Annotated in this window: 22 protein-coding genes; 9 read left to right on the top strand and 13 right to left on the bottom strand. The window is 58.5% G+C overall.

Going from position 1 to position 26,067, the window contains the following annotated elements:
- Positions 1-40: 40 nt before the first annotated feature.
- Positions 41-985: an HD-GYP domain-containing protein gene (locus AB4Z23_RS09080; RefSeq protein ID WP_421477308.1), complete on the bottom strand. Its 945-nt coding sequence runs from the start codon at positions 983-985 to the stop codon at positions 41-43.
- A gap of 276 nt (positions 986-1,261) precedes the next feature.
- Between AB4Z23_RS09080 and ade the strand changes: the two genes are divergently transcribed.
- Positions 1,262-2,956 (top strand): adenine deaminase, encoded by a 1,695-nt coding sequence (gene ade / locus AB4Z23_RS09075; RefSeq protein ID WP_019565181.1) that lies wholly within the window; start codon positions 1,262-1,264, stop codon positions 2,954-2,956.
- Between the two features lie 69 nt (positions 2,957-3,025).
- Here the strand turns inward: ade and AB4Z23_RS09070 are convergent, their stop codons facing one another.
- The 3 genes from AB4Z23_RS09070 to bglA all read right to left on the bottom strand — a co-directional run bounded on the left by AB4Z23_RS09070 (position 3,026) and on the right by bglA (position 6,077).
- Positions 3,026-3,424: a hypothetical protein gene (locus tag AB4Z23_RS09070; RefSeq protein ID WP_441360065.1), complete on the bottom strand. Its 399-nt coding sequence runs from the start codon at positions 3,422-3,424 to the stop codon at positions 3,026-3,028.
- Positions 3,425-3,960: 536 nt separating this feature from the next.
- A complete protein-coding gene (aac(6'), locus tag AB4Z23_RS09065; protein ID WP_112752057.1) occupies positions 3,961-4,416 on the bottom strand; it encodes an aminoglycoside 6'-N-acetyltransferase in 456 nt (151 codons plus the stop codon).
- Positions 4,413-6,077 (bottom strand): beta-galactosidase BglA, encoded by a 1,665-nt coding sequence (gene bglA / locus AB4Z23_RS09060; protein ID WP_421477312.1) that lies wholly within the window; start codon positions 6,075-6,077, stop codon positions 4,413-4,415. Before bglA ends, aac(6') begins: the two co-directional genes overlap by 4 nt.
- 155 nt (positions 6,078-6,232) lie before the next feature.
- Here bglA and AB4Z23_RS09055 point away from each other — a divergent pair, with 155 nt between their 5' ends.
- Together AB4Z23_RS09055 and AB4Z23_RS09050 are read left to right on the top strand one after the other, a co-directional pair.
- Positions 6,233-7,153: a sugar kinase gene (locus AB4Z23_RS09055; protein ID WP_421477416.1), complete on the top strand. Its 921-nt coding sequence runs from the start codon at positions 6,233-6,235 to the stop codon at positions 7,151-7,153.
- 209 nt (positions 7,154-7,362) lie between these two features.
- A complete protein-coding gene (locus tag AB4Z23_RS09050) occupies positions 7,363-8,412 on the top strand; it encodes a bifunctional monoglucosyl/glucuronosyl diacylglycerol synthase (RefSeq protein WP_421477314.1) in 1,050 nt (349 codons plus the stop codon).
- 190 nt (positions 8,413-8,602) lie between these two features.
- Here the strand turns inward: AB4Z23_RS09050 and AB4Z23_RS09045 are convergent, their stop codons facing one another.
- The 4 genes from AB4Z23_RS09045 to AB4Z23_RS09030 all read right to left on the bottom strand — a co-directional run bounded on the left by AB4Z23_RS09045 (position 8,603) and on the right by AB4Z23_RS09030 (position 12,293).
- Positions 8,603-9,211 (bottom strand): DUF2026 family protein, encoded by a 609-nt coding sequence (locus AB4Z23_RS09045; RefSeq protein ID WP_080797952.1) that lies wholly within the window; start codon positions 9,209-9,211, stop codon positions 8,603-8,605.
- 207 nt (positions 9,212-9,418) lie between these two features.
- Positions 9,419-10,849, bottom strand: coding sequence for a ribosome biogenesis GTPase Der (der, locus tag AB4Z23_RS09040; protein ID WP_003513631.1), 1,431 nt, complete (start codon positions 10,847-10,849; stop codon positions 9,419-9,421).
- 33 nt (positions 10,850-10,882) lie between these two features.
- The gene (locus AB4Z23_RS09035) at positions 10,883-11,554 is read right to left on the bottom strand and encodes a tetratricopeptide repeat protein (RefSeq protein WP_013636645.1); all 672 of its coding nucleotides are present in this window, start codon (positions 11,552-11,554) and stop codon (positions 10,883-10,885) included.
- A 154-nt stretch (positions 11,555-11,708) separates the two neighbouring features.
- Positions 11,709-12,293 carry an NnrU family protein gene (locus tag AB4Z23_RS09030; protein WP_421477318.1) on the bottom strand — a complete coding sequence of 195 codons (585 nt, stop codon included), beginning with the start codon at positions 12,291-12,293 and terminating at the stop codon, positions 11,709-11,711.
- Between the two features lie 151 nt (positions 12,294-12,444).
- On the opposite strand from AB4Z23_RS09030, the gene AB4Z23_RS09025 reads away from it, so the two are divergent.
- Positions 12,445-13,428, top strand: a complete 984-nt coding sequence (locus AB4Z23_RS09025) for a polysaccharide deacetylase family protein (protein ID WP_421477320.1) — start codon at positions 12,445-12,447, stop codon at positions 13,426-13,428.
- 56 nt (positions 13,429-13,484) lie between these two features.
- Here AB4Z23_RS09025 and sbmA read toward each other — a convergent pair whose 3' ends face one another.
- The 4 genes from sbmA to AB4Z23_RS09005 form a co-directional block, all read right to left on the bottom strand.
- Positions 13,485-14,753, bottom strand: coding sequence for a peptide antibiotic transporter SbmA (gene sbmA, locus AB4Z23_RS09020; protein WP_003513636.1), 1,269 nt, complete (start codon positions 14,751-14,753; stop codon positions 13,485-13,487).
- A gap of 192 nt (positions 14,754-14,945) precedes the next feature.
- Complete coding sequence (locus AB4Z23_RS09015) at positions 14,946-16,136, bottom strand: MFS transporter (RefSeq protein WP_441360064.1); 1,191 nt, start codon at positions 16,134-16,136, stop codon at positions 14,946-14,948.
- 324 nt (positions 16,137-16,460) lie between these two features.
- Entirely contained in the window at positions 16,461-17,213 is a 753-nt protein-coding gene (map, locus tag AB4Z23_RS09010) for a type I methionyl aminopeptidase (RefSeq protein WP_421477324.1), read from the bottom strand.
- A 54-nt stretch (positions 17,214-17,267) separates the two neighbouring features.
- Positions 17,268-18,329 (bottom strand): LLM class flavin-dependent oxidoreductase, encoded by a 1,062-nt coding sequence (locus AB4Z23_RS09005; RefSeq protein ID WP_003513642.1) that lies wholly within the window; start codon positions 18,327-18,329, stop codon positions 17,268-17,270.
- Positions 18,330-18,561: 232 nt separating this feature from the next.
- Between AB4Z23_RS09005 and AB4Z23_RS09000 the strand changes: the two genes are divergently transcribed.
- From AB4Z23_RS09000 to AB4Z23_RS08980, 5 genes are all read left to right on the top strand, one after another.
- Positions 18,562-19,338 carry a 3-hydroxybutyrate dehydrogenase gene (locus AB4Z23_RS09000; protein WP_421477326.1) on the top strand — a complete coding sequence of 259 codons (777 nt, stop codon included), beginning with the start codon at positions 18,562-18,564 and terminating at the stop codon, positions 19,336-19,338.
- Positions 19,339-19,462: 124 nt separating this feature from the next.
- A complete protein-coding gene (gene xdhA / locus AB4Z23_RS08995) occupies positions 19,463-20,932 on the top strand; it encodes a xanthine dehydrogenase small subunit (protein WP_421477328.1) in 1,470 nt (489 codons plus the stop codon).
- A gap of 3 nt (positions 20,933-20,935) precedes the next feature.
- Positions 20,936-23,275 (top strand): xanthine dehydrogenase molybdopterin binding subunit, encoded by a 2,340-nt coding sequence (gene xdhB / locus AB4Z23_RS08990; RefSeq protein WP_162711142.1) that lies wholly within the window; start codon positions 20,936-20,938, stop codon positions 23,273-23,275.
- Positions 23,276-23,286: 11 nt separating this feature from the next.
- Entirely contained in the window at positions 23,287-24,135 is an 849-nt protein-coding gene (xdhC, locus tag AB4Z23_RS08985; RefSeq protein ID WP_111798803.1) for a xanthine dehydrogenase accessory protein XdhC, read from the top strand.
- Between the two features lie 238 nt (positions 24,136-24,373).
- The gene (locus tag AB4Z23_RS08980; RefSeq protein ID WP_013636655.1) at positions 24,374-25,300 is read left to right on the top strand and encodes a LysR substrate-binding domain-containing protein; all 927 of its coding nucleotides are present in this window, start codon (positions 24,374-24,376) and stop codon (positions 25,298-25,300) included.
- Here AB4Z23_RS08980 and AB4Z23_RS08975 read toward each other — a convergent pair.
- On the bottom strand, positions 25,276-25,614 hold the full coding sequence (locus tag AB4Z23_RS08975; protein WP_162691982.1) for a hypothetical protein: 339 nt from the start codon (positions 25,612-25,614) through the stop codon (positions 25,276-25,278). The two genes, AB4Z23_RS08980 and AB4Z23_RS08975, sit on opposite strands and share 25 nt — an antisense overlap.
- Positions 25,615-26,067: the final 453 nt, after the last annotated feature.

Here is a 26,067-nt window from a genome sequence, read left to right as displayed (position 1 = left end):
GGCAAGCCTCAAACAGCGCGACTTCGAGATCGCCTGCTGCCTAGCTACGCGGCAGCGATGTGGAAATGCACAGCGCGAATTTCTTCAAAAGTTGCATGTCGAAGTGGCCTTCCCGGCGCAACATCCACGTCAGCGCTTCGTTTGCCGTCCACGGCTTCTTGTAGGGCCGAACCGAGGTTACGGCGTCATAGACATCGCAGATCGCCGCAATGCGCGCGTAAAGACTGATCTCGTTTCCGGCGCAGCCGCTGGGATAACCGCCGCCATCAATGCGCTCGTGATGATTGAAGCAGACATCCAGAACCATGGCCGGCATCTGCTCGTTGCGAGACAAGATATCCCGGCCAAACGTTGGATGAAGATTGATGATTTCCCGCTCGGTGGCGCTTAACCCTTCCGCCTTGTTGAGGATCGACGAAGGAATTTCCACCTTGCCGATATCGTGCAGCAGGCCGCTGATGCCGAGCAGATCGACCGTTTCCTTGTCCAGCCCGAGATAATTGCCAAAATGGATCATCAACCCGCTGACGGAAACCGAATGCACGAAGGTCGTCTCGTCCTTCGACTTCAACCGGGTAACGCCGATGAAAATCGCCGGGTTCGACTGGACCGCATCGGAAATCTTGCCGGCCGCCGCTGTCATGCCCTTGAGGGACACGCAGCCACCGGCTTCGGCAACGGCAAATGTCTCGGCAATGGCATCGGCGGCAGAGCGCACGGCATGGGTGATGGCAGCCATGGTTTCGGGGCCATTGTTTAATCGCGGCGGGACAGTTCCAGAGTACGGCCTACCCTCGACATCGTTTCCCCTGGCCGTATTGATGATGATGCTTTCAGCGCCGCTCAATTTCAATTGACGCATCAACTCTTCATGGCGCAGAAGAAATCGATATCGCTGCAAAAATTCGCTGTTCGAAAGCGCTCCCTCGACCGCTTCGATAAACATGCCAACCGTCAATTGCTGGGTAGAAATTCGTTTGAGCATCAGACGCTTTTATTTTCCTTCCCGGGAATGGTAACCTCCGCTGGCAATTGCTGAAAAGACCGGGACCAACCGGTATTCCTCCAAGGGTAAGTTACGCATTCCTAACATTGTTCAATTTTGGAACTTAAACATAAGATAGCACGAATATGAAAATTTTTTACTCTGGATATATTTAAAACGCAAAGAATCAATTCGATTAAGCCAAGAAACAACCTAAGAATGTAAATACTGAAAATTCTCGCGAACGACGTAAACCAGGAGCCGAAGAAAAGCCGCATGAATTCGAAACTTGAAACGCGCATCGATCAGGGTACGGGCCGTGAACCGGCAGATATAGTTCTCAAGGGCGGACGATTCTTCGACCTCGTAACTGGAGAACTTGTTGCCTCCGACATCGCCATATGCGGCGATACCATCGTTGGAACTTGCGAAAGCTACAAGGGTCGCAGGGAAATCGACATTTCGGGGAAAATCGTCGTTCCAGGTTTCATCGATACCCATCTCCACATCGAATCATCGCTGGTCACGCCGCACGAATTCGACCGCTGCGTTCTGCCCTACGGCGTTACCACCGCCATCTGCGACCCGCATGAGATCGCCAATGTTCTGGGCGCGGAGGGGCTTCGGTTCTTCCTGGACAGTTCCATGGAAACCATCATGGACATCCGCGTGCAGCTCTCGTCCTGCGTGCCCGCAACCCATCTGGAAACCTCGGGCGCCGATCTGCCGATCGAAAAACTGCTGCCGTTCCGTGATCATCCGAAGGTTATCGGCCTTGCCGAATTCATGAATTTTCCGGGTGTCATCCACAAAGACCCGGTATGCATGGCAAAACTCGAAGCCTTTCAGGGACAGCATATCGACGGACACGCGCCGCTTCTGTCGGGAACGGCGCTGAACGGATATCTGGCAGCCGGCATCCGCACCGAACATGAGTGCACCAGTGCTGCCGAGGCTTTGGAAAAGATCCGCAAGGGCATGCATATTCTCGTGCGCGAAGGCTCGGTCTCAAAAGACCTGCACGCCCTGATGCCTGTTATCACCGAGCGTCTGTCGCCTTATCTTGCGCTTTGCACCGATGATCGCAACCCACTCGACATCGCCGAACAGGGTCATCTCGATTATATGATCCGCACGGCAATCGCCAACGGCGTGGAACCGCTCGCCATCTACCGCGCCGCCTCGATTTCCGCCGCAAAGGCCTTCGGCCTGCGCGATCGCGGTCTTATCGCACCGGGCTGGCGCGCCGACCTCGTGGTGATCGACACCTTGCAGAACTGCAAGGCCGGCATGGTCTTCTCCGGCGGCCGTATCGTCGATGACGCGCTGTTTGCCACCCGCAAGCCGGTCGCGCCCGTCGGTCTTGACAGCGTCAAGGCAAGACCCGTGCTCGCCGCCCATTTCGGCGTGCCGGTCGCGCAAGGCGAGACCCCGGTGATGGGCGTTCTCCCCGGCAAGATCATCACCGAACATCGCCGCTACACGCTGCCGACGGACGGCAACCAGACGACTGTCGATCTCGCAAACGACATCATCAAGGTCGCCGTCATCGAGCGCCATGGCAAGAACGGCAACCACGCCAACGGCTTCGTGCAGGGCTTCGGGCTGAAGAAGGGCGCCATCGCCTCCACTGTCGGTCATGACAGCCACAATATCTGCGTTGTCGGCGTTAACGAGGACGACATGGCGCTGGCCGCCAACCGGCTCGGCGAAATCAAGGGCGGTTTCGTGGTGGTCGAAGACGGCAAGGTGACGGGCGAGATTGCGCTCCCGGTTGCCGGGTTGATGAGCCTTGAACCTTACGAAACGGTACGAGACACGCTCCACACCCTGCGAAAGGCAGCCTATGCGCTCGGCACGACGCTCGAGGAGCCCTTCCTGCAGGTGGCTTTCCTGCCGCTACCCGTCATCCCGCACCTGAAGATTTCCGACATGGGCATGGTGGATGTGGATCGGTTTGCACTGATCTGACGATGGAGTTTATCGGCCGGAAACAGCGTAATCTGCTTATGCCGCGTTTCTGAGACGGCGCGAGCCGTCTCAGATTTTCGTTTCTGCAGGCCAGGTCACGTAATAATATTTGCCCGCGACCCTGCCAAAATAGGCGTGGTTGCCCGTCGTCTTGTCGACATAGCTGCCACTTGCATCCTTGGAAAGGACGCCGCTTTCGTTACGTTTGAGCTGCGAGTTCAGGAAATCCGCCCAGTTGGTCTTGGCGATATCCGTAGCAGTTGTCGACCTGGCGTTTTTCTGACTCGGATCCCATGCGCTGATAGATTTGCCCTGCGTGGGGTCCGAGATCTGCAAGCGCCCGCCCGCAAAAGCACTCATCATCGATTGGGAACGCAGGTATTGCGCCGGGTCGTCCCCCGCTTTCGAAAGCTTGACCTTCAGATTTCGCATAAAGCCTGATGACGCGAGATATTCGATTGACGACATTTTTGGCGTTGCATTCGTTGTGGATGCGCGGACTGACGATTGTCCGGAAGCGAAAACGCTTCTGATGGATGTCGCGGGGGCAGTCTGAACCTTGGAACGTGAGGATGCGGAACTAGCGGTGGTAAGTTGACTCGAATTCTTGATCGAAACGGACATGACAATCCCTACTTCGCTTTATAGTTATTATCCGAAAATACATAATTATTCAGTCAATAATAATCCAAACTTGCGCAAAGCTCGCCAAATTCATAAGAAATAAATAAAAATGAACAGAATATTTCGTTTTTCTTAGATTAAAAATGATAAATTACATAAATTAATTCAAATTTTCATATTTTTAAATAAATTAATACATAAATTAGTATGAAAATAAGTACTATCGCCTATGGGCAATTTGCATCGCGTCACCAAGTCCAACGCGGCGCAAGTTCCCGGAATAAGCATAAAAGAGCCGAGCGACGTCCGCATGAAAATGCCGGTTCAGACAAGGCGAAACGGACGGATTGCTAAATCGGCTGACTTACAGCATCGGCAAGTCATGAATGCGATGGCAGCAGCTTGCGGAAATAAACCACCCGTTCGGTCTCCTCAAACCCCAGCGCCGCGTGCATGCGGTGTGAATCGACATTGGCAATATCGGCATCGGAGGCAAGCTCGCTCACGCCCCTGCTGATCGCCCAGCGGGTGACCTCGGCGATCAATGCCGCGGCAACGCCCTGACCGCGGAATTCTTCTTCCACATAAACGCCTTCGAGAAACGCAACAGGCGAGGTATCGCATCCGTTGACATAATCCCGCCGGAGGCTGACGTCGGCAAAACCGATGGCCATTCCGACCAGATCATAGGCAATGAAACCGGCGTCGTTGTCGGAGAGGTTCTGCAATTCCGCCCTGTGTTCGGCAACGGAGGCATCGGGCCATAAACGGTGGCGCAAAAGGGACCAGTCGTCCAGAGATGCTGCGGCGTGCCTGATGGAAAATTGCAGGCTCAAGCGACGACCCCGCAAAACACGTCCAACCCCTCAAGCTTCACGATCCCGGCGTCGAACAGCGGCTCAAAACTTGGCATCGGCAGGATATCCGTGACCTCCATACCCTTCGGGACAGGAAATTCCACCGCCTCACGGGTCAGGTTGAAAACGAACAGCAGCTTTTCGTCACCCTTGTGGCGCGTGAAGGCCAGCACGTCGAGATTGGTCTTGATGAAGTCCATATCGCTGTCGCGCAATGCTCCATGGGTTTTGCGGAAGGACAAGACCGCGCGGTAGTGGTTAAGAACCGAGTCCGGCTTGCGCTCCTGCGCATCCGCCGCCTGCATGGCGTGGACATAGGGCACCGGCAGCCACGGCTTTTCCGCGCTTGAAAAACCCGCATTCGGCTTGCCGGTTTCCCACACCATCGGCGTGCGGCACCCGTCACGCCCCTTGAAGGCGGGCCAGAAGCGAATGCCGTAGGGGTCACGCAAATCCTCGAAGGCCAGTTCGGCCTCGGTCAGGCCCAGCTCCTCACCCTGATACAGACATATAGAGCCGCGCAGGCTGGCGAGAACGCAGATGGCGAGCTTCGCAACCCGCGTCTGCTCCTCGGAGCCTTCGGAAAACCGGCTCAGATGGCGCACCACATCGTGGTTGGAAAAAGCCCAGCACACCCAGCCATCCGTCACCACCTTGCCGAAGGTTTCGACCGAGCCCCGCAGGTGTTTTGCGCTGAAATCCGGGCCAAGCAGATCGAAGGTATAGCACATGTTGAGTTTGTCATTGCCGGATGTGTAGGCCGCGACCGTCTTCAGCGAGCGTGCGCCGTCCCCCACCTCGCCCACGGTGGCGCGGCCCTCATATTCATCGAGAAGCGCGCGGAAGCGCTGGAGGAAGGCCACGTTTTCCGGCCGCGTCTTGTCGTAGAGATGATCCTGCATGCCATAAGGATTGACGTCGGACGCATCGAGACCAAAGCTTTCGTCGTCCAAAAGCGGCGGGTTGTCGCGCAACAGCTTGTCGTGGAAATAGTGATTGACGGTATCGAGACGAAAACCGTCCACGCCGCGATCGAGCCAGAACCGTACGGTTTCCAGAAGCGCATCCTGAACATCCGGATTGTGAAAATTGAGATCCGGCTGCGAGGCGAGAAAGCTGTGCATGTAATATTGCTTGCGCACGCCATCCCATTCCCATGCCGGCCCGCCGAACACCGAAAGCCAGTTGGTGGGCGCCGTGCCATCCGGTTTGGGATTGGCCCAAACATACCAGTCCGCCTTGCTGTTGATGCGGCTTGCACGGCTGTCCACGAACCAGGGATGCTTATCGGATGTATGCGAAATCACCTGGTCGATGATAACTTTCAGCCCCAGCCGGTGCGCCTCGGCCATCAATGCATCGAAATCGGCAAGCGTGCCGAACATCGGATCGACATTGCAATAATCGGATACGTCATAGCCCATATCGGCCATGGGGGAGGTAAAGAAAGGCGAGAGCCAGATGGCATCGACGCCGAGCGAGGCGATGTAGGGCAGCCGCTTCGTCACCCCGGCAAGATCGCCGTAACCGTCGCCGGTCGTATCCTGAAAGGATCGCGGATATACCTGATAGATCACCGCCCCCTTCCACCAGTCCGATTGCGCTTGGGATTTGTGGACCGGGGCATGGGTTGTCGGCATGAGCGATCTCCTAATGAGGGTTGGTCCGAGAATATAAAGCAGCTGTCCCTGCGTAAACCGGAACTTCGCAAATGCCCAAAATCACCTCGAAGCGGGCTTGTCAGGCACCTCCTGTCGTCGTAATCCCGAAGGTAAAGCAAGTGGAGGATGACGGCGTGGGCGGACGGTTTCTGTCGATTGGCGAATGTATGGTGGAACTGTCGCAGGCCGGAAACGGGCTGCTGCGCAAGGGTTTTGCCGGTGATACCTTCAATACGGCATGGTATGCACGTGCCTGTCTGCCAGAAGACTGGTCCGTCGATTATTTCACGGCACTCGGCGACGATCCTCTTTCGCAGGACATGCTGGCCTTCATTGCAGATGCCGGTATCGGCACGGAAAAAATCCGCAGCATCAAGGGCGGCACACCCGGCCTTTACCTCATCAACCTCAAGGATGGTGAGCGCACCTTCAGCTATTGGCGCAACGCCGCCGCAGCAAGGCAACTCGCAGCAGATGCGGACCACCTGCGCAAGACGGTGGAAAGCGCCGACGTCATCTATTTTTCTGGCATCACGCTCGCCATTCTCGCCTCGCCGCACGATGTAGATACTTTCCTTGCGGAACTGCGCCGCGCCAAGGCAGCGGGCAAGCCCGTGGTCTTCGACCCGAACATCCGCCCGCGCCTCTGGTCCGACAAGGACACGATGCTGGAGACGATTACCAACGGCGCACGCGCCGCAACGCTGGTAATGCCAAGTTTCGATGACGAAGCCAGCCATTTTGGTGACACATCCGTCGAGGCCACAATCGAGCGTTACCGTGCGCTCGGCGTCGCCAACATCGTCGTCAAGGATGGCGCAAAGGGTGCGACACTCGATTTCAGCGGCGCACGCAGCCACGCTCCGGCGGTAGAAGCCGTGGATGTGGTGGATACGACAAGTGCAGGCGACAGTTTCAACGGCGCGTTTCTCGCCCGATATGTAACCGGCAGTTCGCCGCATGACGCCGCCGTCTTTGCCGCACGGGCAGCGGCAACCGTCATCGGCCATCACGGCGCGCTGATCAGCCCCGAGCTTCTTCCGCTGGTCGGATGATGCCAGACGGAACCGGCTTCCTGATACCTGTGCTTGTCACAGGGATGACCAGGAGAGCGCATTACGGACAAAGCAAGCTTGTGTGTGCAAAGGACACTTCTCTACCCTTATCCGCCCTGACATGATCCTGTAACACGCACGCCGCATATACGGGCGGAAGCCGGGTGGTGGGGAATCGCCCGCGCGCAGTCGAGCAGGATCGGTGTTTCATGACGAGAATCACGATTGTCACAGATGCCTGGCACCCGCAGGTCAACGGCGTGGTTCGTTCCATCGAAAATACCAATACGGAACTCGCGCGGCTGGGCGTGGATGTGCACATGGTGACACCGCAGAGTTTCTACAGCATCCCCTGCCCGACCTATCCGGAAATCCGCCTGTCAGTCGCCGGCTATCGCCGTGTCGCGGCGGAGATTGAAAAAAGCCAGCCCTCCTTCGTCCACATCGCCACCGAGGGCCCGCTGGGTTTCATGGCGCGGCGCTGGTGCGTGAAGAACAGGATGCGTTTTTCCACCAGCTATCACACCCGCTTTCCCGAATATGTCGCGGCGCGCTTCCCCATCCCGGAAAGCTGGCTTTACGCTTTCGTGCGCTGGTTTCACAATGGCGGCAACACCTGCATGGTGGCGACGCCAAGCCTCGAGACCGAGCTTGAGGCCCGCGGGGTTCGCAACTTGAAGCGCTGGAGCCGCGGCATCGATGCCGAACTTTTCCATCCACGTCCGAAAACGTCGCTGCCTTTCGATCTGCCGAGACCGATCTTCATGACGGTCGGTCGTGTGGCGGTGGAAAAGAACCTGCCTGAATTCCTCGACCTCGAGCTGCCCGGATCGAAGGTCGTGATCGGCGACGGCCCGGCCCGCCATGAATTGCAGGAAAAATATCCGCACGTGCTGTTTACCGGCATCAAGACCGGGGAAGAACTCGCGGCTGCCTATGCGCAGGCCGATGTCTTCGTTTTCCCGTCCAAGACCGACACATTCGGCAACACCATTCTGGAAGCGCTGGCGAGCGGTGTGCCGGTGGCCGCCTTCCCCGTTACCGGGCCGATCGATATTCTCGGCGGCAATCCCGCGGCAGGCGCGCTGAATGACAATCTTCGCGACGCGTGTCTTGCAGCGCTCCATTGTTCGTCGCAGGAGGCCTTGGCGCTTTCCAAAAGCTACAGCTGGGAAAAGGCATCGCGGCAATTCCTCGACAACGTCATTCACGCCGCCGGAAAATCCCTGCCGCTTTTGTCCCGCTCACGACTTGCCTGACGTGGAGACACATTGATCCCCGACATTTTATCGGGGAACGGTGGACGAAACAAAGCAGGAGTGTCACAAGACGATCTGGACGCGACCGCCGTTATCTTTAGAACGGGGTCGGGCTGCTGATTGACGTCAGGCGGCTGCCGCGAGATCACGCTGGCCGTCCTAATTTCACAAAGACTTATCCCGTCTCAGATCACCACGCGCCGACGAGCGCCTGGCCGGAAAGCGGCACCGTCCGCGCCTTGCCGTTCCGCTCCGTGACCGAAAGCGACGGGGACATCTGTTTCGGCGACTTGCGGAACCAGTTTGCGGCGACGCTCGCCAGATCGCCAATCATCGCCTGCTTATGCCAGTCGGCAAAACGCCGCGCGGTGGCTTCCGGCTCGGAGCGGTAGAAGAAATCGCCGGAATGATCGAGATCGTTGATAGAAGCCGCCATGGCCGATAGCGGACGCTGAAACATCTTCGGGGGCACGGAAAGTTCGCGTGCGCTCTGCGAAAAAGCGGGCGCCATGAAATCGATAGCCCATCCGTCCGCTTCGACCCAGCAATGGAAATTATCGCCAGCGCCCGTTACGTAACCATCGTCACGATGGTCCGCAAAAAGCATGACCGTTCCGCCCAGATTATAAGCGGCAAGCCCGCCCTTCGGCACAGCTTTCACCTTGTAATGCTGCTGAAGGATGAAGGCGCCGAAGGTGCTGAAATACATGCAGGCCGTAGCCGGGTCGGCATTGTCGTTGACGAGCAGGCTGTTGATGACACGGTAAATCCGGTGATAGTCGGTCTGCTTGATCAACATGGTTTTTTACTCGCCGGTTTTATGATTATCGGAAGGCAACGGGAGAGACCGGTTCACCGTCGATCTCGATATTGGTGAGACCTCGGCCCCACGCGACGTTATCCTCGGGCTTGTCCCGAGGATCTACCTCCCGAGTCGCAAAATCGAAAGTTTGCAGATTCTCGGGACAAGCGCGAGAATAACGGAGGAGAGGTTTTCAGCAGCCGATTACCGCCTCTTCTTCGCCTTGCTCTCGAACGGATTATCGGAGCCACGATAATGCACACGGATCGGCACGCCCGGCATGTCGAAATCCTTGCGCAGACCGTTCACGAGGTAGCGCGTGTAGCTCTCCGGAATGGCTTCCGGTCGGGTGCAGGAAATCATGAAGGCCGGCGGACGCGCCTTTACCTGCGTCATATATTTCAGCTTGAGGCGGCGGCCGGAAACGGCCGGCGGCGGATGCTGCGTGGTCTGCGCATCGAGCCAGCGGTTGAGCTTGGCGGTCGAGATGCGGCGGTTCCAGATCTTGTCGGTATCGATGATGTTCTGCATCAACCGGTCAAGGCCATAGCCCGTCTGGCCGGACATCGGCACGGCGCGAATGCCGCGGGCCTGCGGCAGAAGCCGCTCGGTCTTTTCACGCAGATCGGCCAGAAACGCCTGCGGATCTTCAACCAGATCCCATTTGTTGAAGGCAAGCACGGCGGCGCGGCCTTCGCGGATAACGAGATCGACCAGCTGCAGGTCCTGCTTTTCGAACGGAATGGTGCTGTCGAACACGATCACCACCGTTTCGGCGAAACGAATGGAGCGCAGGGAATCCGCGACCGAGAGCTTCTCCAGCTTTTCCGTTACCCTGGCCTTGCGGCGCATGCCGGCCGTGTCGAACATCTTGATGGTGCGGCCGCGCCAGTCCCACTCGACGGAAATACTGTCGCGGGTAATGCCCGCTTCCGGGCCGGTTAGCAGGCGGTCTTCACCAAGGAAACGGTTTATGAGGGTGGACTTGCCCGCATTCGGTCGGCCGATGATGGCGACGCGCAGCGGCTTGGTCTCGTCATAAACAGGCTCTTCTTCTTCCTCTTCCTCGCTGCCTGGCTCAGTGCGCGGAAGAACGATATCGGTCTCCGCCTCATCCACTTCAGGCGGGAAGGCGACGTCTTCGCCAATCGCCTCGACGATGGCGTCGCGCAGGTCGATCATGCCCTGGCCATGTTCGGCCGAGATGGCGCACGGATCGCCAAGACCAAGCGTAAAGGCATCGTAGAAGCCCGCATCGGAACCGCGCGCCTCGGACTTGTTGGCCACCAGAACCACCGGCTTGCCACGACGGCGCAGCATTTCGGCCAGCGTTTCATCGGCGGGCGTCAGGCCTGCCTTGGCGTCAACGACAAAAAGCGTCACATCGGCTTCGTCGATCGCCGCTTCGGTCTGCGCCCACATGCGGCCCTGAAGCGTCTCCGGCCCGGATTGCTCCAGACCGGCGGTATCGATGATGGTGAAACGAAGGTCGACAAGCTTCGCGTCGCCCGGGCGGCGGTCACGGGTCACGCCCGGCGTATCGTCGACAAGCGCCAGCTTCTTTCCGACCAGACGGTTGAAAAGCGTGGACTTGCCGACATTGGGGCGCCCGACTATGGCGACGGTGAAGCTCATTGATCGTTAATCCTTGGAGGTGGGAAAGCCGTGTTAGACAGCTTTGCCCGAAGCAGTGATATTGTCGAGCATGATCTGCGCGCGGTTCGTCACATTGCGTGGCGCCTGCGCGTCGCTGACGATCTGCTCGAACCATTGTTTGGCCTTGGTGAAATCGCCAGCCTTGTAGGCGGCAAGACCAAGGGCTTCGCGAGCCGATGCACGCATGGTCTGGCCTTCGCCGCTCAACGGCTCCGCAAGTGCAACGACCTGATCATACGTACCGTTGTCAACCAGCAGCCACGCCGCGCGCACCTTCGCCGTATCGCGGAAGACCTGCGGGGCAGACGTGTCGTTGCCGATCGCGGTGAAGGCAGCGATGGCGCCGGCCGCATCGCCCTTCTGCGAAAGCAGCGTCGCAGAACGGAACTTCGCCAGTACCGGATAATTGCCATGACCGGAGGTTTCAAGATCGGCAAAGGCCTTCAGCGCTTCGTCCGTCTTGTTGTCGGAAGCAAGCTTCAGCGCCGCAATGAACTGGTCGCCGGAGTTGGAAGCGCGGCTGGTGTTCCAGTATTCATAGATGCCGGCACCGGCGGCGCCAACAACCACGAGAACGGCGGCGCCAACGACCACGATACCGTAGCGGCCCCAGAAACGGGAAAGCTGCTCGGAACGGATCTGCTCGTTCACTTCGCGGATAAAGGTATCATTTTCGTTTGCCATCAAATTCTCCGTTACCCGCGCGGAGATCGTCGCCGATCCATCCGTTCGCAGACATACCAAGCCGCTTACCCGGGTCAGCAAAAGTCCGGCCGACGGGTCATGGTCGGCCTTCTAGCCTATTTTGCCTGATATGTAAGGGGGAAACGTTGATTTCCTACATGGCGATGGGCTGAACGCCGATCAACCATTCGTGCAGTTTCAGGATGAAAGCGCCCCAGAGAACGATGCCGCCGACGATGGCCACCAGATCGTAACGGACCGAGACGAAGGGACGGACCACTTTTTCACCCGCTCTTTCCCGGCGCTTCAGCGAAATCCGCATCACCACGCCCCAGGCGAGGAACGATGCAAAGAGAAGAATCGAAGAGGTCTCTCCATTCGCCAGAAGATGGGCGAGCGCCCAGATCTTGACCGCCAGAATGAGCGGATGTTTGGTTCTGGTTGCGATGTGGCCAGCCGGGATGAGGCTGGCGATAAGACAGATCATCGCGGGCAGCATCAGGGTCACGGCGAGGTGGCTCGTCCAGACCGGCGGGTTCCACAGAACGCCGGTTTCCTGTCGCGCCTCGCCAAACGCATAGATGACGAGACCGAGCGTTATGAGGCTTGCGAGAGAATAGACGCCCTTGAACGGTCCTTCTCCCATCTTCGCGATCATCTGCGCGCGAAATCGCGGCGCAAACACCTTCAAAAGATGCGTCAGGAAAAACAACGCAAGACAGAGTACGAGAAAAAGCATGGAACACGGTCCCCCGGTGGAACGGAATGCGGCCTCATTACCGCGACGCAGAAAAGGAATTAGGCTGAAAGACGTAAAAAAGCCAGTTTATTCAAAGCTTCGCCTTATTCCACACGCAAAAGGCAGCGGTGTTTCACATGACGGATGCCTGATGTTTCGCCCATTGACTGCTTTTTCCCTGTCGCTCTGCCTTGCCCTTCCCGCTTTTGCCGAAAATGCGGAGAAGCCGAAGCAGCTCGTCATCGTTTCTTTCGACGGTGCGGGCGACAATCCGCTGTGGGAAAGAAGTCGTGCGACGGCGAAGGAGGTCGGCGCGCATTTCACCTATTTCCTTGCCTGCACGCTGGTGATGGACCGCAAGACCAGTGCCAAGACCTATCAGGGCCCCGGCCAGAAGGCCGGGCGCTCCAATGTCGGATTTGGCCAGTCGCCGGAAGAGGTGGAGACGCGGCTGCGCAACATCTGGTCGGCCTATCGCGAAGGTCACGAAATCGGCAATCACACCTGCGGGCATTTCGATGGCGGCCAATGGACGGCCGAGCAATGGGACGGCGAGTTCACCACCTTCACCAGCACGCTGGAAAATGCCTGGCAGATGATTGGCAAGAAGGGTGAAGAACCCGAAGGCTGGCGCGACATGGTGAAAAACATCAACGGTTTCCGCGCGCCCTATCTTTCGCAGGGGCCGGCGCTGACCGCGGCTCAGAAGAAACACGGCTTCGTTTATGACGCCACCAGCATCACCAAGGGACCGGAATGGCCGGTGGAGCGCGACGGCATCGAACATTTCGGTCTGCCGCTGGTTCCGGAAGGCCCCGGCAATCGCCCGATCATCGCCATGGACTACAACCTCTTCATCCGCCACTCCATCGGCGTCGAGACGCCGGACCGCGCGCAGGAATTCGAGGACCGCGCCTATGCGGCGTTCCGCACCGCTTTCGACAAGCAGTATAGTGGCGAACGCATCCCTCTGCAGATGGGCTTCCATTTCGTGAAGATGAATGGCGGCGCCTATTGGAACGCCTATGAGCGGCTGCTGCGCGAAGTTTGCCGCAGCGACGATGTTGCTTGCGTGAGTTACGCCGAGGCCATGCCGATCATCAAGGCGCGCAGGAAGCAGAAGACCGAGGGCTAAGGTTCCCCTGGTATAATGCAAAAGGGCGGCCAGTCGGCCGCCCTTTTTGTTTTCCGTCAGGGCTTGTTGGCCGCCAGCTCTCCGGCTTCCGCTTCCCGCTGAAGATAACGCTCGTCGATTTCAGGCAGTGGCTTGTCATCGATCGCGGCCTCGAAAGCCACAAGACGTTTGTGGATGGACAGCAGCTCGATGATCGTGGTCCAGGAATTGACCAGATACTGGAACGAATTACTGACCTGACCGAAAGCCGTGGCGATCTGCTGGTAGATACCATAGGTGATCTTGCCCGCCACGATGGTGGGAACAAGCATCAGGAGCAAGAACACGGCATCGGCCTGAATGTAGAAATACCGCGCGACGTTGAAGTAGAGGTAGTGCCAATACATGCGGAAATAGTTTTTCCGCACATTGGAGTAAAGCTCCTTGACAGTCGGCGGCTGGGCGCGGTCGGCGTGATCCTCACCGTAGACCAGTTCCTTGCGATAGGCCGCTTCGACACGCTGGTTGCGGAAATTCAGGCCGGGCAGCTTGATGCCGACCGTCGCCAGAAGCACGGTGCCGAACACGGACCAGACAATCGCCAGCCAGAACAGCGCGTGCGGCACTTCGCCAAGGATCGGCAATTCGGAGACGTAGGACGACAGCGCAAACAGGATCGGCAGAAACACAACAAGCGTCATGACCGAATTGATCAGGGTAATACCCAATCCCTCCAGCGTGGAGGAGAACCGCATCGTATCTTCCTGAACGCGCTGCGAGGCACCTTCGATGTGGCGCAGCTTTTCCCATTTTGACATGTAGAAGTCGTTCATCGCGGTGCGCCAGCGGAAGATATAATGGCTGGTGAAGAAATCCGTGAGGATCGACACAGCCATGCTGAGAAAGGCGATCTTGGCGAAGACAATCTGAAGACTGTAAAAATCCCAGACTTCGATACCCGGCTGTTTTGACAGCGCATTTTGCAGGAGATCGCCGAAAGGCCGCCGGAAATTGTTGATGACGACGGAAATCTGAACGCCGAAATAGGTCACCGCGATAATCAGCAGCGATCCCCATATGGACCAGAACTTCCAGGGGTGATCCTTGGCGAGAACGGTCCAGACAGCCCCGAACAACACCAGGCACAATGCCAGATAGGCGTAGAAGAACAGATTGGCGGGAACCAGAAAATAGCTGAGATCGTAAGGTTCTTGCTCGGGCATCACGTAGCCCCAAGACCTGCCTAGCCCTTCAACGATGAAGTACCATCCAAGAATGGCGACAAAAGCCCAGACGATGGCGGAGGTGAAGAACAATTTAGGTTTGGGAAAGAAAGAATGAAACACGTTTCGAACTCACGCGCGTTTGAAGTCAGCCATTATTGGCGAAGCACTAGATGGCCCGAACCTAGGGCAGAAATTTGTGCACAGCAACGAAGAAGCGACGACCTTAACAAGATGTAAGGCGCAAACGGCGGATCGATCCCGCAAGGAACCCCTGAAATCGCCCCTTGTGAGGCGCAATATGCCCGGGCGGATTTAGCGCCGCTGCTCCGTGGCGAGAACCGGTAGCATCAGGAGAATGCTGGCGACAAGCACGCCAGAGGCGAGAATACTTGGTGCAGTAAAACTTCCCGTCACCTCGGCAATCCAGCCGGCGGCGAGTGGTCCGACGATCTGTCCAGTACCGAAGGCTGCCGTCATCAGGGCAAAGGCGCGGCGTGGGCTTGGGCCTGCAAATTCCCGGCCGAGCTGAAGGCCATAGGCGGTGATGACCATGAAGGTCAGCCCCAGAAGCAGACCGCCGGCAAGCACGCCCGGAACGGGTGGCAGCATGACGGAAGCGAAGACGCCGACGGCTTCCACAGCAAGAACAATCACGAAAGCGCGCTTCAGACCCTGCGATTTCAAGACCGGCTTCCAGAGGAAAAGCGAAATGGCGGCGGCACATCCCGTCACGAACCAGGCCAGAAACTCCACGAAAGCGCCAGCAGCAGCCATGCGGGCAATCGCAACAATGAAGGTGGCGGTGATGACGTAACCGAAGCCGAACAGCCCATAGGCGAGCGTCGTCAGAAAGAGCGGCTTCGTCCATTTGAGTGGCGGCTCCGACAGCGCAGAGGCATGCCGGGGTGGCCCGGCGGGCAGCACCCGCCAGACGAGAAGAAACGTAGCGAAGGAAAAGACGGCACCGGCAATCCACTCCTCCCGCCAGGAGGCACCGCCGCCATCAAAAACGACGCCGATGAGATAGGCCACAAGCGAGGAAATCGCGATGCCGGCACCGACGCCGCCATAATGCAGCGCCTGAATATGGTCCTTGCCGGCTTTCATAGCGTGGCCGATGACGATCTGCGACGTGAAGATCATGGTCATCGCACTGGCAACGCCGGCGAAAAACCGGATCAGGGTGAAGGCCGCAACGGAGTTGAAGGCGGCCATGGCAAGCAGCAAGGCGCCCGTGGAAACCAAGCCGCAAAGGGCGACCAGCCGTTCCCGTCCCGAGCCCCATGAATAGGCGGCGAGAACCGCCCCCGCGAGATAACCGGCGAAATTTCCAGCCGCAACAATCCCCGCATCCCCCGCCGATAGCGGAACATCAGCCATCATGCCGGGAAGAATGGGGGTAAAGGAAAAACGGCCGAAGCCCATGGCGGACGCCATCATCAAGGCGCCGGCGAAACCGAGTGCAGTCAGATGTTTGGGGGAAAGTGGCTTGTCGATGCTCATGTACGGCTTATCGCAACCGCACTGTCACGGAACAAGCGAGTTATTTTGATCGGCAGCATAAGCCGTCTTTGTTGGTACGAGATGCAAGGACCTTGTTGCCTGCGCATCCTTATCCACCCTCATTCCTGTGCTTGTCACAGGAATCCAGCCGACGCGCGTCCGCGCGGCGAGAGAAGTCCTTTCAGCCCAAGGACTTGGGCTGGCTGGATCCCTGTGACAGGCACAGGGATGAGGGAGGAGAAAGGTCAACGAATGCGGCAAACGTCGTAATTGGCGCACTCAGCTACGAAACTTGGTGTCTCGTAAAGTGGCGGTCTTCACCCCTCACTCAACCAGCGTCAGCACCAGCGGGCCGTTCTTCGTAGCAACCACGGTATGTTCATACTGCACGGTCGGCGCGCTCGGATCGCTATAAAGCGTCCACGGATCGTCGTCGCCATCTTCGGCCCAATAGGCACCCGTCGACAGGAAGGGCTCAACGGTGAAGACCATGCCCTCCTGCATGATGCGCCGCTCACCCTTGTCCGGCCAGGTCGCCAGTTCCTTCGGCTCCTCATGCAGGGAGCGGCCGATGCCGTGGCTCGCCAGATTGGTGATCAGCGTGTAGCGGTTCTTTTTTGCAAAGGAGCCGATGGCATTGCCGATATCGGCAAAGGGCCGACCGGTTTTAACCTGCTGCAAGCCCGTCCACATGGCGCGCTTGCCATCGCGGCACAGCCGCTCGATCTCCTTTTTCACCGGCGGCACGGCGAAAGACGAACCCGTATCGCCGAAGAAACCGCTCTTCACCGCCGAAACATCGATATTGACGAGATCGCCCGCCTTGATGATGCGCGGGCCGGGAATGCCATGCGCAACCTCTTCGTTGACGCTGATGCAGGTCGCGCCGGGAAACTGGTAGCAGAACTCCGGCGCCGATTGCGCGTCGTTATCCTCCAGTACCTTTCGGCCGATCGCATCCATTTCGGCCGTGGTGATACCGGGTTCCAGCGCATCCGCCATGGTCTGCATGGCCACGGCGCAGATGCGACCGATATCCTTTAGCAAAACCAGTTCTTCGTCGGTGGAGATGACCATGTTTCTGTCCGTCGTTCTAAATGGCGAGTCTGAAGACGCCCGCCTTGGTAATAATCAGGCCGTGGCTTTCACCGGATCGGCACTCCCCGTCAATTCTTTTCTGACAACAGGCGCGACTTTCGTACCATAAAGCTCGATGCCGCGCATGATCTGGTCATGCGGCATCAGGCCGATTGCCATCTGCAACAGGAAACGGTCGTTCTTGAAAACGCCGTGCGCCTTGATGATCTTTTCCGCCACCAGCTCAGGTTCGCCAAGGAAGAGGTTGCCCTCCGGCCCACGCGCCGCATCGAAATGCGCGCGGTTTGTCGGACCCCAGCCGCGCTCGCGGCCGATGCGGTTCATCACCTCTGCCTGCGGTCCGTAAAACTGGTCCGCTGCCTTGTCGGTGGTGTCGGCAATGAAGCCGTGCACGTTGATGCTGGTGCGCAGCCTGGTCTTTTCCTGCCCCGCCCGGCGTGCAGCTTCGTGATAGAGATCGAACAGCGGCGCGAAGCGGCGATATTCGCCGCCGATGATGGCAAGCGCCACCGGCAGCCCCATGGCGCCGGCCCGCGCCACCGATTGCGGCGTGCCGCCAACCGCGATCCAGACCGGCAGACGCTCCTGAAGAGGACGCGGATAGACCCCGCGCCCATTGATGGCGGGGTGTTTGGTGCCGGACCAGGTGACGATTTCGTTCTCGCGCAGCGCCAAGAGCAGATCGAGCTTTTCCGCAAACAGCACGTCATAGTCTTCGAGGTCGTAACCGAACAGCGGATAGGATTCGATGAAGGAACCGCGCCCGGCCATGATTTCGGCTCGGCCGTTCGACAGGAGATCGACGGTGGAGAATTGCTGGAAGACCCGGACCGGATCATCCGAACTCAGAACCGAGACAGCGCTCGTCAGGCGGATATTCTTCGTCTTCACCGCCGCCGCCGCAAGCACGGTGGAGGGTGAGGAGGCGACATAGTCCGGGCGGTGATGTTCACCCAGCCCAAACACATCCAGTCCAACCTGATCGGCAAGCTCGATTTCCTCAAGCAGTTCGCGCAGCCGGCGCGCACCTTCCGGCCCACGGCCATCGGCGGGGTTGGGATTGACATCCGCAAAAGTGTAAAGACCGAGTTCCATAGACGATACCTCTGTTTGATTGTCTGAGAGATAGGCACGGACGGCCCTTCAGACAAATGCAAAATCTGGCGTAAAATCTGGATGCTTAGCTTCGAAAAAGTGGATGGGCGCCGGCGCATTATGCCCCATGCCGGCCTCCCCCGAAATCGCGCCCGAAATCGCGATTGCCAGCCCGCCCCCTTTGGGCATAACCTGCTTAAATATGTGCGAAGTAATGCAAAAAGGGGAAAGCATGCATCGGACAGTTATCGTGACAGGCTCCACAAGTGGCATCGGCCTTGGCATCGCACAGAGATTTGCGAGGGAGGGCGCGAATATCGTGCTGAATGGCTTCGGCGACGAAGACGAAATTGAAAAACTCCGCCTCTTGCTGGAAGCCGAAAGTGGCGGGCGTGTGCTCTACCACCCGGCAGATATGACGAAACCGGACGAGATTGCCGATCTCATCAATTCCGCGCATGAAAAGCTTGGTTCGGTCGATGTGCTCGTCAACAATGCCGGCATTCAGCACATCGCTCCGATCGAGGAGTTTCCGACCGAAAAGTGGGACTGGATCATCGCCATCAATCTGACCAGTTCCTTCCATACGATGCGCGTTGCGATACCGCTGATGAAGAAGGCCGGCAAAGGCCGTATCATCAACGTTGCCTCTGCCCACGGTCTCGTCGCCTCGCCGTTCAAATCGGCCTATGTGGCAGCCAAGCACGGCATCATGGGCCTGACGAAGACGGCGGCGCTAGAGCTTGCGCAGACGGGCGTCACCGTCAACGCCATCTGTCCCGGTTATGTGCTGACGCCGCTCGTCGAAAAGCAGATACCGGAAATGGCCAAGGTGCGCGGCATCAGCGAAGAGGCGGTGAAGAACGACGTGATGCTGGAATTGCAGGCGACAAAGCAATTCGTCACCATCGATGACGTGGCGGCAGCGGCGCTGTTTCTGGCAAGCGATGCCGCCAGCAACATTACCGGCACGCATATTTCCGTCGATGGCGGCTGGACAGCGCAATAATCGACGACATCTCTTTCCGTTTTGGAAACAATGAATTGCCAAAACGGAAATCGATATGCGCGCGCGGGCGTGCATAGATAGCAGATTGGGAACCGGCTCAACCGGACAAAAAGCAAGGCAGTGCATGAACGACGCGATCAGCTTCATCCTCAACAGCGAAACCATTTCGCTTAAGGGTTTCGGACCAACAGACACGCTTCTCGATTATCTCCGCCTTCAAAGACGGCTGACCGGGACGAAAGAAGGCTGTGCTGAAGGTGACTGTGGCGCCTGCACGGTGTTGGTCGGGCGGCTTGTTGATGGCTCGCTGCGTTATGAAGGCGTCAATGCCTGCATCCGCTTTTTGGGCTCGCTGCATGCAACCCATATCGTGACGGTGGAGCATCTGGCCGGCCGCGATGGCACGCTTCACCCCGTGCAGCAGGCAATGGTAGATTTCCACGGTTCCCAATGCGGTTTCTGCACGCCGGGCTTCATCATGTCGCTCTACGGCCTGTGGCTTGCCAGCGAAAACCCGTCCCGCGCCGATATTGAAAAGGCGCTGCAAGGCAATCTCTGTCGATGCACGGGTTACGAGCCGATTGTGCGGGCTGCCGAAAAGATTGCAGCCGCCCGCCCGAGTGCGCTGTTCGACCCGCTGCAACGGGACCGCACCGATATCATGGCAAGGCTCTGGGCGATCCGCGCCAATGAGACAATTACGGTCACCCGCGGCGAGGATCGGACCATCATCCCGGCAACGCTTGCTGAATTGACCGATATCTATGCCGCCGAGCCGAAGGCTACCATCGTTGCCGGTTCCACCGATGTCGGCCTGTGGGTGACAAAGCAGATGCGGGCGCTTAACCCTGTCATCTTCATCAACAACCTCGGCGATCTGCAGGGTATTGCCGTGGATGAGAACGGCGTGACGCTCGGTGCCGGTGTCACCTACAGCCAAGCCTTCAAGACCATTGCAGAACATTTTCCGCCGCTTGCCCGGCTGTTCGATCGTCTTGGCGGCGAACAGGTGCGCAATATGGGAACCATCGGCGGCAACATCGCCAACGGTTCGCCCATCGGCGACACGCCCCCGGCCCTGATCGCGCTCGGCGCCACGCTCACCTTGCGCTCGTCTCCCGGCAGCCGCACCTTGCCGCTGGAAAGCTATTTCATCGATTATGGCAAACAGGACCGGCTGAGCGGCGAATTCGTCGAAAAGCTCTTTATTCCATTCCAGAAACCCGAAAGCCACTATGCCGTCTACAAGATTTCAAAGCGGCGCGACGAGGATATCTCCGCTCTCTGCGCCGCCTTCAATCTGACGCTCGATGCCGATGGCGCAGTCGAAAACATCCGCATCGCCTTCGGCGGCATGGCCGGCACGCCGAAACGCGCCGCGCATCTTGAGGCGGCACTTCTCGGCAAGCCCTGGTCTCAGGAAACGATCGACGCGGCACGCGATGCGCTGGACGATGATTTCACCCCGCTAACCGACTGGCGCGCGACCGCCGAATATCGGCAACTGACGGCCAAGAATTTGCTGACACGGTTTTTCCTCGAGACATCAGGGGAAAAGCAGGAACTTGCCCGCTTCTCGCTGGAGGAGGCTTGAACCATGGACACGACAAGCTTCGACAAGACCAAGACCGAAATCGACGGCCCTGTACACGCCTCGCTCAGGCACGATTCCGCCCATAAACATGTGACGGGCAGCGCCGAATATATCGACGATATTCCCGAACCCGCCGGCCTCGTTCACGGCGCGCTTGGCCTTTCCGACCGGGCCCATGCCGAAATCGTCTCGATGGACCTTTCCGAAGTGGAAGCTACGCCGGGCGTGTTATGGGTGATGACAGGCAAAGACGTGCCCGGCGAAAACGACGTCTCCTCCGGCGGGCGTCATGACGAGCCGCTGCTGGCCGAAACGAAGGTTGAATTTCACGGCCAGCCGATCTTCGCGGTCTTCGCTGAAAGCCGCGATATTGCCCGCAAAGCCGCCCGCAAGGCGAAAATCGTCTACAAGGACCTGCCGCATTTCACCGACATCGACACGGCGATTGAAAATGGCGGCGCGCTCGTCATCGATCCGATGACGCTGAAGCGTGGCGATGCGAAGCTCGAAATGGACGTGGCACCCCGCCGCCTGACCGGCACGATGCGGATCGGCGGGCAGGAGCATTTTTATCTTGAAAGCCACATCGCCATGGCCGTGCCGGGCGAGGACGATGAGGTGACGCTGTGGAGCTCCACCCAGCATCCGAGCGAAATCCAGCACATTGTCAGCCACATCCTTCAGGTGCCGTCCAATGCCGTCACGGTGCAGGTGCGGCGCATGGGCGGCGGTTTCGGCGGCAAGGAAACCCAGGGAAACCAGTTCGCAGCCCTTTGCGCCATTGCCGCCAAGAAGCTGAACCGGGCCGTGAAAATCCGCCCCGACCGCGACGAAGACATGACCGCCACCGGCAAACGCCACGATTTCCGCGTCGATTACGAACTAGGCTTCGATGAGGAAGGCCGCATCCACGCCGTCGACGCCACCTATGCGGCCCGCTGCGGCTTTTCTTCCGACCTGTCCGGCCCGGTAACCGACCGCGCGCTGTTTCACGCCGATTCCAGCTATTTCTATCCGCATGTGCATCTGACCTCCCGGCCGCTCAAAACCCATACCGTCTCCAACACCGCCTTTCGCGGTTTCGGCGGCCCGCAGGGCATGCTCGGGGCTGAGCGTTTCATCGAGGAAATCGCCTATGCCGTCGGCAAGGACCCTCTCGATGTCCGCAAGCTCAATTTCTATGGCGAGACCGGTTCGGGCCGCACCACGACCCCCTATCATCAAGAGGTCGAGGACAACATCATCGCCCGCATCGTTGAGGAACTGGAAGCATCCAGTGAATACCGCGCGCGCAGGCAGGCAATTGTCGAGTTCAACAAGACCAGCCCGATCATCCGCAAGGGCATTGCGCTCACCCCGGTAAAATTCGGCATCTCCTTCACCATGACCGCCTTCAATCAGGCGGGCGCGCTGGTGCATATCTATAATGACGGTTCGATCCACCTGAACCATGGCGGCACCGAAATGGGCCAAGGCCTCTACACCAAGGTGGCGCAGGTGGTGGCCGATGCCTTCCAGGTGGATATTGGCCGGGTGAAAATCACCGCCACGACCACGGGCAAGGTGCCCAATACGTCGGCCACGGCCGCCTCGTCCGGTACGGACCTCAATGGCATGGCGGCCTATGACGCTGCCCGCCAGATCCGTGAAAGGCTCATCAAATTCGCCGCCGAGAACTGGAACGTGCCGGAAGAAGAGGTTGTCTTCCTGCCAAACCGGGTGCGCATCGGGCTTGAGGAAGTCGCCTTCAACGATTTCATCAAACGAGCCTATTTCGCCCGCGTCCAGCTTTCCGCCGCCGGTTTTTACAAGACGCCGAAAATCCATTGGGATCGCGCCGCCGGCCGCGGCACGCCGTTTTATTATTTCGCCTATGGCGCGGCCTGTTCGGAAGTGTCGATCGATACACTGACCGGCGAATACATGATGGAGCGCACCGATATTCTCCACGATGTCGGCAAGTCGCTGAACCCGGCCATCGATATCGGCCAGGTGGAAGGCGCCTTCGTGCAGGGCATGGGCTGGCTGACGACGGAGGAATTATGGTGGGACGGCAAGGGGCGGCTGCGCACCCACGCTCCCTCCACCTACAAGATCCCGCTTGCCTCCGACCGGCCGAAGATTTTCAACGTTCAACTGGCGGAATGGTCGGAAAACGCCGAGCCCACCATCGGCCGCTCCAAGGCCGTGGGCGAACCGCCTTTCATGCTGGCGATCTCGGTTCTCGAAGCACTCTCCATGGCCGTCGCGTCCATCGCCGACTACAAGGTCTGCCCACGCCTCGATGCGCCGGCAACGCCCGAGCGGGTGCTGATGGCGGTGGAACGGTTGAAGAAGGTGTGAGGGGAGACATAATGACGTCCCTCTCCCGCTTCCTCGCCAGCTCCGGACCTGCAATCCTCGTGGAAATCGAGGCCGTGAAAGGGTCATCGCCGCGCGAGGCGGGAACCTTCATGCTGGTAAGCCGGAAGGCGCTGTGGGAGACCATCGGCGGCGGGCAGTTCGAATATATGGCGATAGACCATGCCCGTGCCATGTTGAAGAATGGTACGACCGAAGACGGCATGGATATTCCGCTCGGCCCCGAAATCGGTCAATGCTGCGGCGGCCGCACCTTGCTCCGCTTCCGGCTGGTAACGCCGGACATCGCGGCAGCACTCGAGGCAAGGCTTAAGGCTGAAACCGAGCAGCAGCAGGCCGTCTTCATTTTCGGGGCGGGCCATGTCGGCAAGGCGCTGACAGATGCTCTGTCGCTTCTGCCTTTGACACTCACCGTGGTGGAAACCCGTGAAAACGAGTTGCGCGATCTTTCAGCCGGTGTCGTATCCGTGCTGACCCCCATGCCGGAAGCGCTGATCGCGAAAATTCCCGCAAACGGCGCTGCGATCATCGTTACCCACGATCACGCACTCGATTTCCTGATTGCAAAGGAAGCGCTTGCCCGCGACGATCTCGCTTATGTTGGCATGATCGGCTCGAAAACCAAACGCGCCACCTTCGCCCATTGGCTGGAGCGGGAGGGAGAACCCCCTTCCCGCCTTCAAAAACTCATCCTGCCGATCGGTGGAAGTAGCGTCAGGGACAAGCGCCCTGCAATCATAGCGGCCCTTGTGGCAGCCGAGTTGCTGCAAGCATTTTCCGCTGCCGAAACCCGTCGCACCGAAAATCAGCGCGGCCATCCTCAAGACCAAGATCACGCCTGATCCCGTCGGGCAGGCTTTCATCTACCAGATTATCCGGTCGAAGGCTTTCAAGGGAAAACCGTTCCGCGGTCCGCAGACCCGCGCGCAGGCGGGACCACGCGCGCAAGAGTGCTGTGCGCATGTTCGTCTCCATTTAAAAAATGTCAGAAGCTCAGTTGATGAATTGAGCTAAAAATGCTCTGTTTTCAGGATAAAAACCAATGAAACCTTTGGCAGTTGGCATAAAGAGAACTTATCCATGAAAATGTCCCGCCAGTTCCCCCTGAATGCCCTGCGCGTGTTCGAAGCCGCCGCCCGGCATCTCAGCTTCACCAAGGCCGGTGAGGAACTGGGCATGACGCAGACGGCGGTCAGCTATCAGGTGAAACTGCTGGAAGAGAATGTTGGCGAGCCGCTCTTCATCAGAAAGGCGCGGCAGGTTGTGCTGACCGAGGCCGGGCAGAAACTGGCGCCGAAAGTTGCGGAAGCCTTCAACACTTTACGGGAGGCCGTCGACAATGTCCGTGACACCTCTGACACCACCCTGACCATTCACTCCACCGCGACTTTCGCATCGCGCTGGCTTTCGCGGCATCTGGGAGCTTTCCAGCTTGAACATCCCTCGATCGCCGTGCGGCTCGACACATCAAGCGCATTGATCGATTTTACGCAGTCCGATTGCGATGTCGCCATCCGCTGGAGCAGCGACGATGGCAAAGGACTGATCTATCATCAGTTGCTGCGGGGTGTTTACACGCCGATGCTGCATCCGAACCTCGCCGAAAGCATCGGCGGATTGAATAAGCCGGAGGATCTTCTGCGCCTGCGCATCATCGATCCGGGTGACATCTGGTGGAGCCAATGGTTCCGGGAAGTCGGCATCGAAAATCCGGGCCTCGACCGTTATCCGCGCAGCCGCCTCAGCGTGCAGGCTTTCGAAGCCGCAGCGGCAATTGCCAGCCAGGGGGTAGCCATGCTCACCCCTGAACTTTATGCGGACGAGATTGCCCTCGGCCGCCTTTATCAGCCCTTCGAGCACCTCAGCAACGAAGGTAAGAACTACTGGCTCGTCTACCCTGAAAACCGCAGGAACATTCGCAAGATAAGGCTGTTTCGCGACTGGATACTGAAGCGGATCGACGAAAACCGGCCGCAAACATCTCAATACCCCATATCAGGCGCATAAAAGCAGCGCGGCGTGTCCTCGTCCGGGAACAGACAGAGATGATATTCTCCATCCTCGGATCGTCTTGCCTCACGCTGCGACCAGCTGAAGACATGGCGCCGCGTCACCAGACGATGATCGCCGGGCGCAAGCGAGACCTCGTAACCATCCTGCGTGACACGAACACTTCGCGTAGGGATCATCTGGCAATCGCCGGTTTCGGCGTCGCCATTGCAGCAGTAGCTTTCATATTTGAACCCCTTGTGGGATTCATGCGCAATCGCCGTGGCGTTAAACGCCATCAGCAGGAAAAGAACTGTCAGAACAAGGCGCATCGGCACGGTCTCCGTTGAAAACAACGGCGGCTGCCGGAAGGTCATTGCGTCACTTCATTCAAAATCCAAGCATCAACGCATACCCGGACGCAACGGCACCGGGAACTGCAACACCTGCCCCTGATCTGCCCCCCGCCCCCAGGGTTCGCAGCACCCGCTTTCGGAATGAACCGCCAGCGAAAACATGTCATTGAAGCCCTGCGCCTCTGACCGAAAACCGGAAAGAACATGCGCAACATAAATGTGTCAGAGTGCCCTTCGAAGCGTCCTTTCGGACGCAGGTCGCTCCAAGGCCCCGCAGCCCAATCGTTTTGCACATCAGCAGACTGCTCAACGGATAATAGCTGAGTCGCGTTAGCCAGCTAAGCACAAACTCAGCGGCAGGACGGCTCCTTGACGATTGGGCGGGGCCGGAAGCGGGGCGTCGCCGCGCCTGCGCCAAAGTTGTGGACA

The sequence above is a fragment of the Agrobacterium sp. MCAB5 genome (assembly GCF_052114365.1).
Classification (GTDB): domain Bacteria; phylum Pseudomonadota; class Alphaproteobacteria; order Rhizobiales; family Rhizobiaceae; genus Agrobacterium; species Agrobacterium tumefaciens.
This window is presented reverse-complemented; position numbering and strand designations above follow the sequence as displayed.

Bases quoted from the DNA above. Each gene is read 5' to 3' on its own strand.
- AB4Z23_RS09080 (WP_421477308.1), bottom strand. From the start codon at position 985: ATGCTCAAACGAATTTCTACCCAGCAATTGACGGTTGGCATGTTTATC.
- ade (WP_019565181.1), top strand. From the start codon at position 1,262: ATGAATTCGAAACTTGAAACGCGCATCGATCAGGGTACGGGCCGTGAA.
- AB4Z23_RS09070 (WP_441360065.1), bottom strand. From the start codon at position 3,424: ATGTCGTCAATCGAATATCTCGCGTCATCAGGCTTTATGCGAAATCTG.
- bglA (WP_421477312.1), bottom strand. From the start codon at position 6,077: ATGCCGACAACCCATGCCCCGGTCCACAAATCCCAAGCGCAATCGGAC.
- AB4Z23_RS09050 (WP_421477314.1), top strand. From the start codon at position 7,363: ATGACGAGAATCACGATTGTCACAGATGCCTGGCACCCGCAGGTCAAC.
- AB4Z23_RS09045 (WP_080797952.1), bottom strand. From the start codon at position 9,211: ATGTTGATCAAGCAGACCGACTATCACCGGATTTACCGTGTCATCAAC.
- der (WP_003513631.1), bottom strand. From the start codon at position 10,849: ATGAGCTTCACCGTCGCCATAGTCGGGCGCCCCAATGTCGGCAAGTCC.
- AB4Z23_RS09035 (WP_013636645.1), bottom strand. From the start codon at position 11,554: ATGGCAAACGAAAATGATACCTTTATCCGCGAAGTGAACGAGCAGATC.
- AB4Z23_RS09030 (WP_421477318.1), bottom strand. From the start codon at position 12,293: ATGCTTTTTCTCGTACTCTGTCTTGCGTTGTTTTTCCTGACGCATCTT.
- AB4Z23_RS09025 (WP_421477320.1), top strand. From the start codon at position 12,445: ATGTTTCGCCCATTGACTGCTTTTTCCCTGTCGCTCTGCCTTGCCCTT.
- AB4Z23_RS09015 (WP_441360064.1), bottom strand. From the start codon at position 16,136: ATGAGCATCGACAAGCCACTTTCCCCCAAACATCTGACTGCACTCGGT.
- map (WP_421477324.1), bottom strand. From the start codon at position 17,213: ATGGTCATCTCCACCGACGAAGAACTGGTTTTGCTAAAGGATATCGGT.
- AB4Z23_RS09005 (WP_003513642.1), bottom strand. From the start codon at position 18,329: ATGGAACTCGGTCTTTACACTTTTGCGGATGTCAATCCCAACCCCGCC.
- AB4Z23_RS09000 (WP_421477326.1), top strand. From the start codon at position 18,562: ATGCATCGGACAGTTATCGTGACAGGCTCCACAAGTGGCATCGGCCTT.
- xdhA (WP_421477328.1), top strand. From the start codon at position 19,463: ATGAACGACGCGATCAGCTTCATCCTCAACAGCGAAACCATTTCGCTT.
- xdhB (WP_162711142.1), top strand. From the start codon at position 20,936: ATGGACACGACAAGCTTCGACAAGACCAAGACCGAAATCGACGGCCCT.
- xdhC (WP_111798803.1), top strand. From the start codon at position 23,287: ATGACGTCCCTCTCCCGCTTCCTCGCCAGCTCCGGACCTGCAATCCTC.
- AB4Z23_RS08980 (WP_013636655.1), top strand. From the start codon at position 24,374: ATGAAAATGTCCCGCCAGTTCCCCCTGAATGCCCTGCGCGTGTTCGAA.
- AB4Z23_RS08975 (WP_162691982.1), bottom strand. From the start codon at position 25,614: ATGCGCCTTGTTCTGACAGTTCTTTTCCTGCTGATGGCGTTTAACGCC.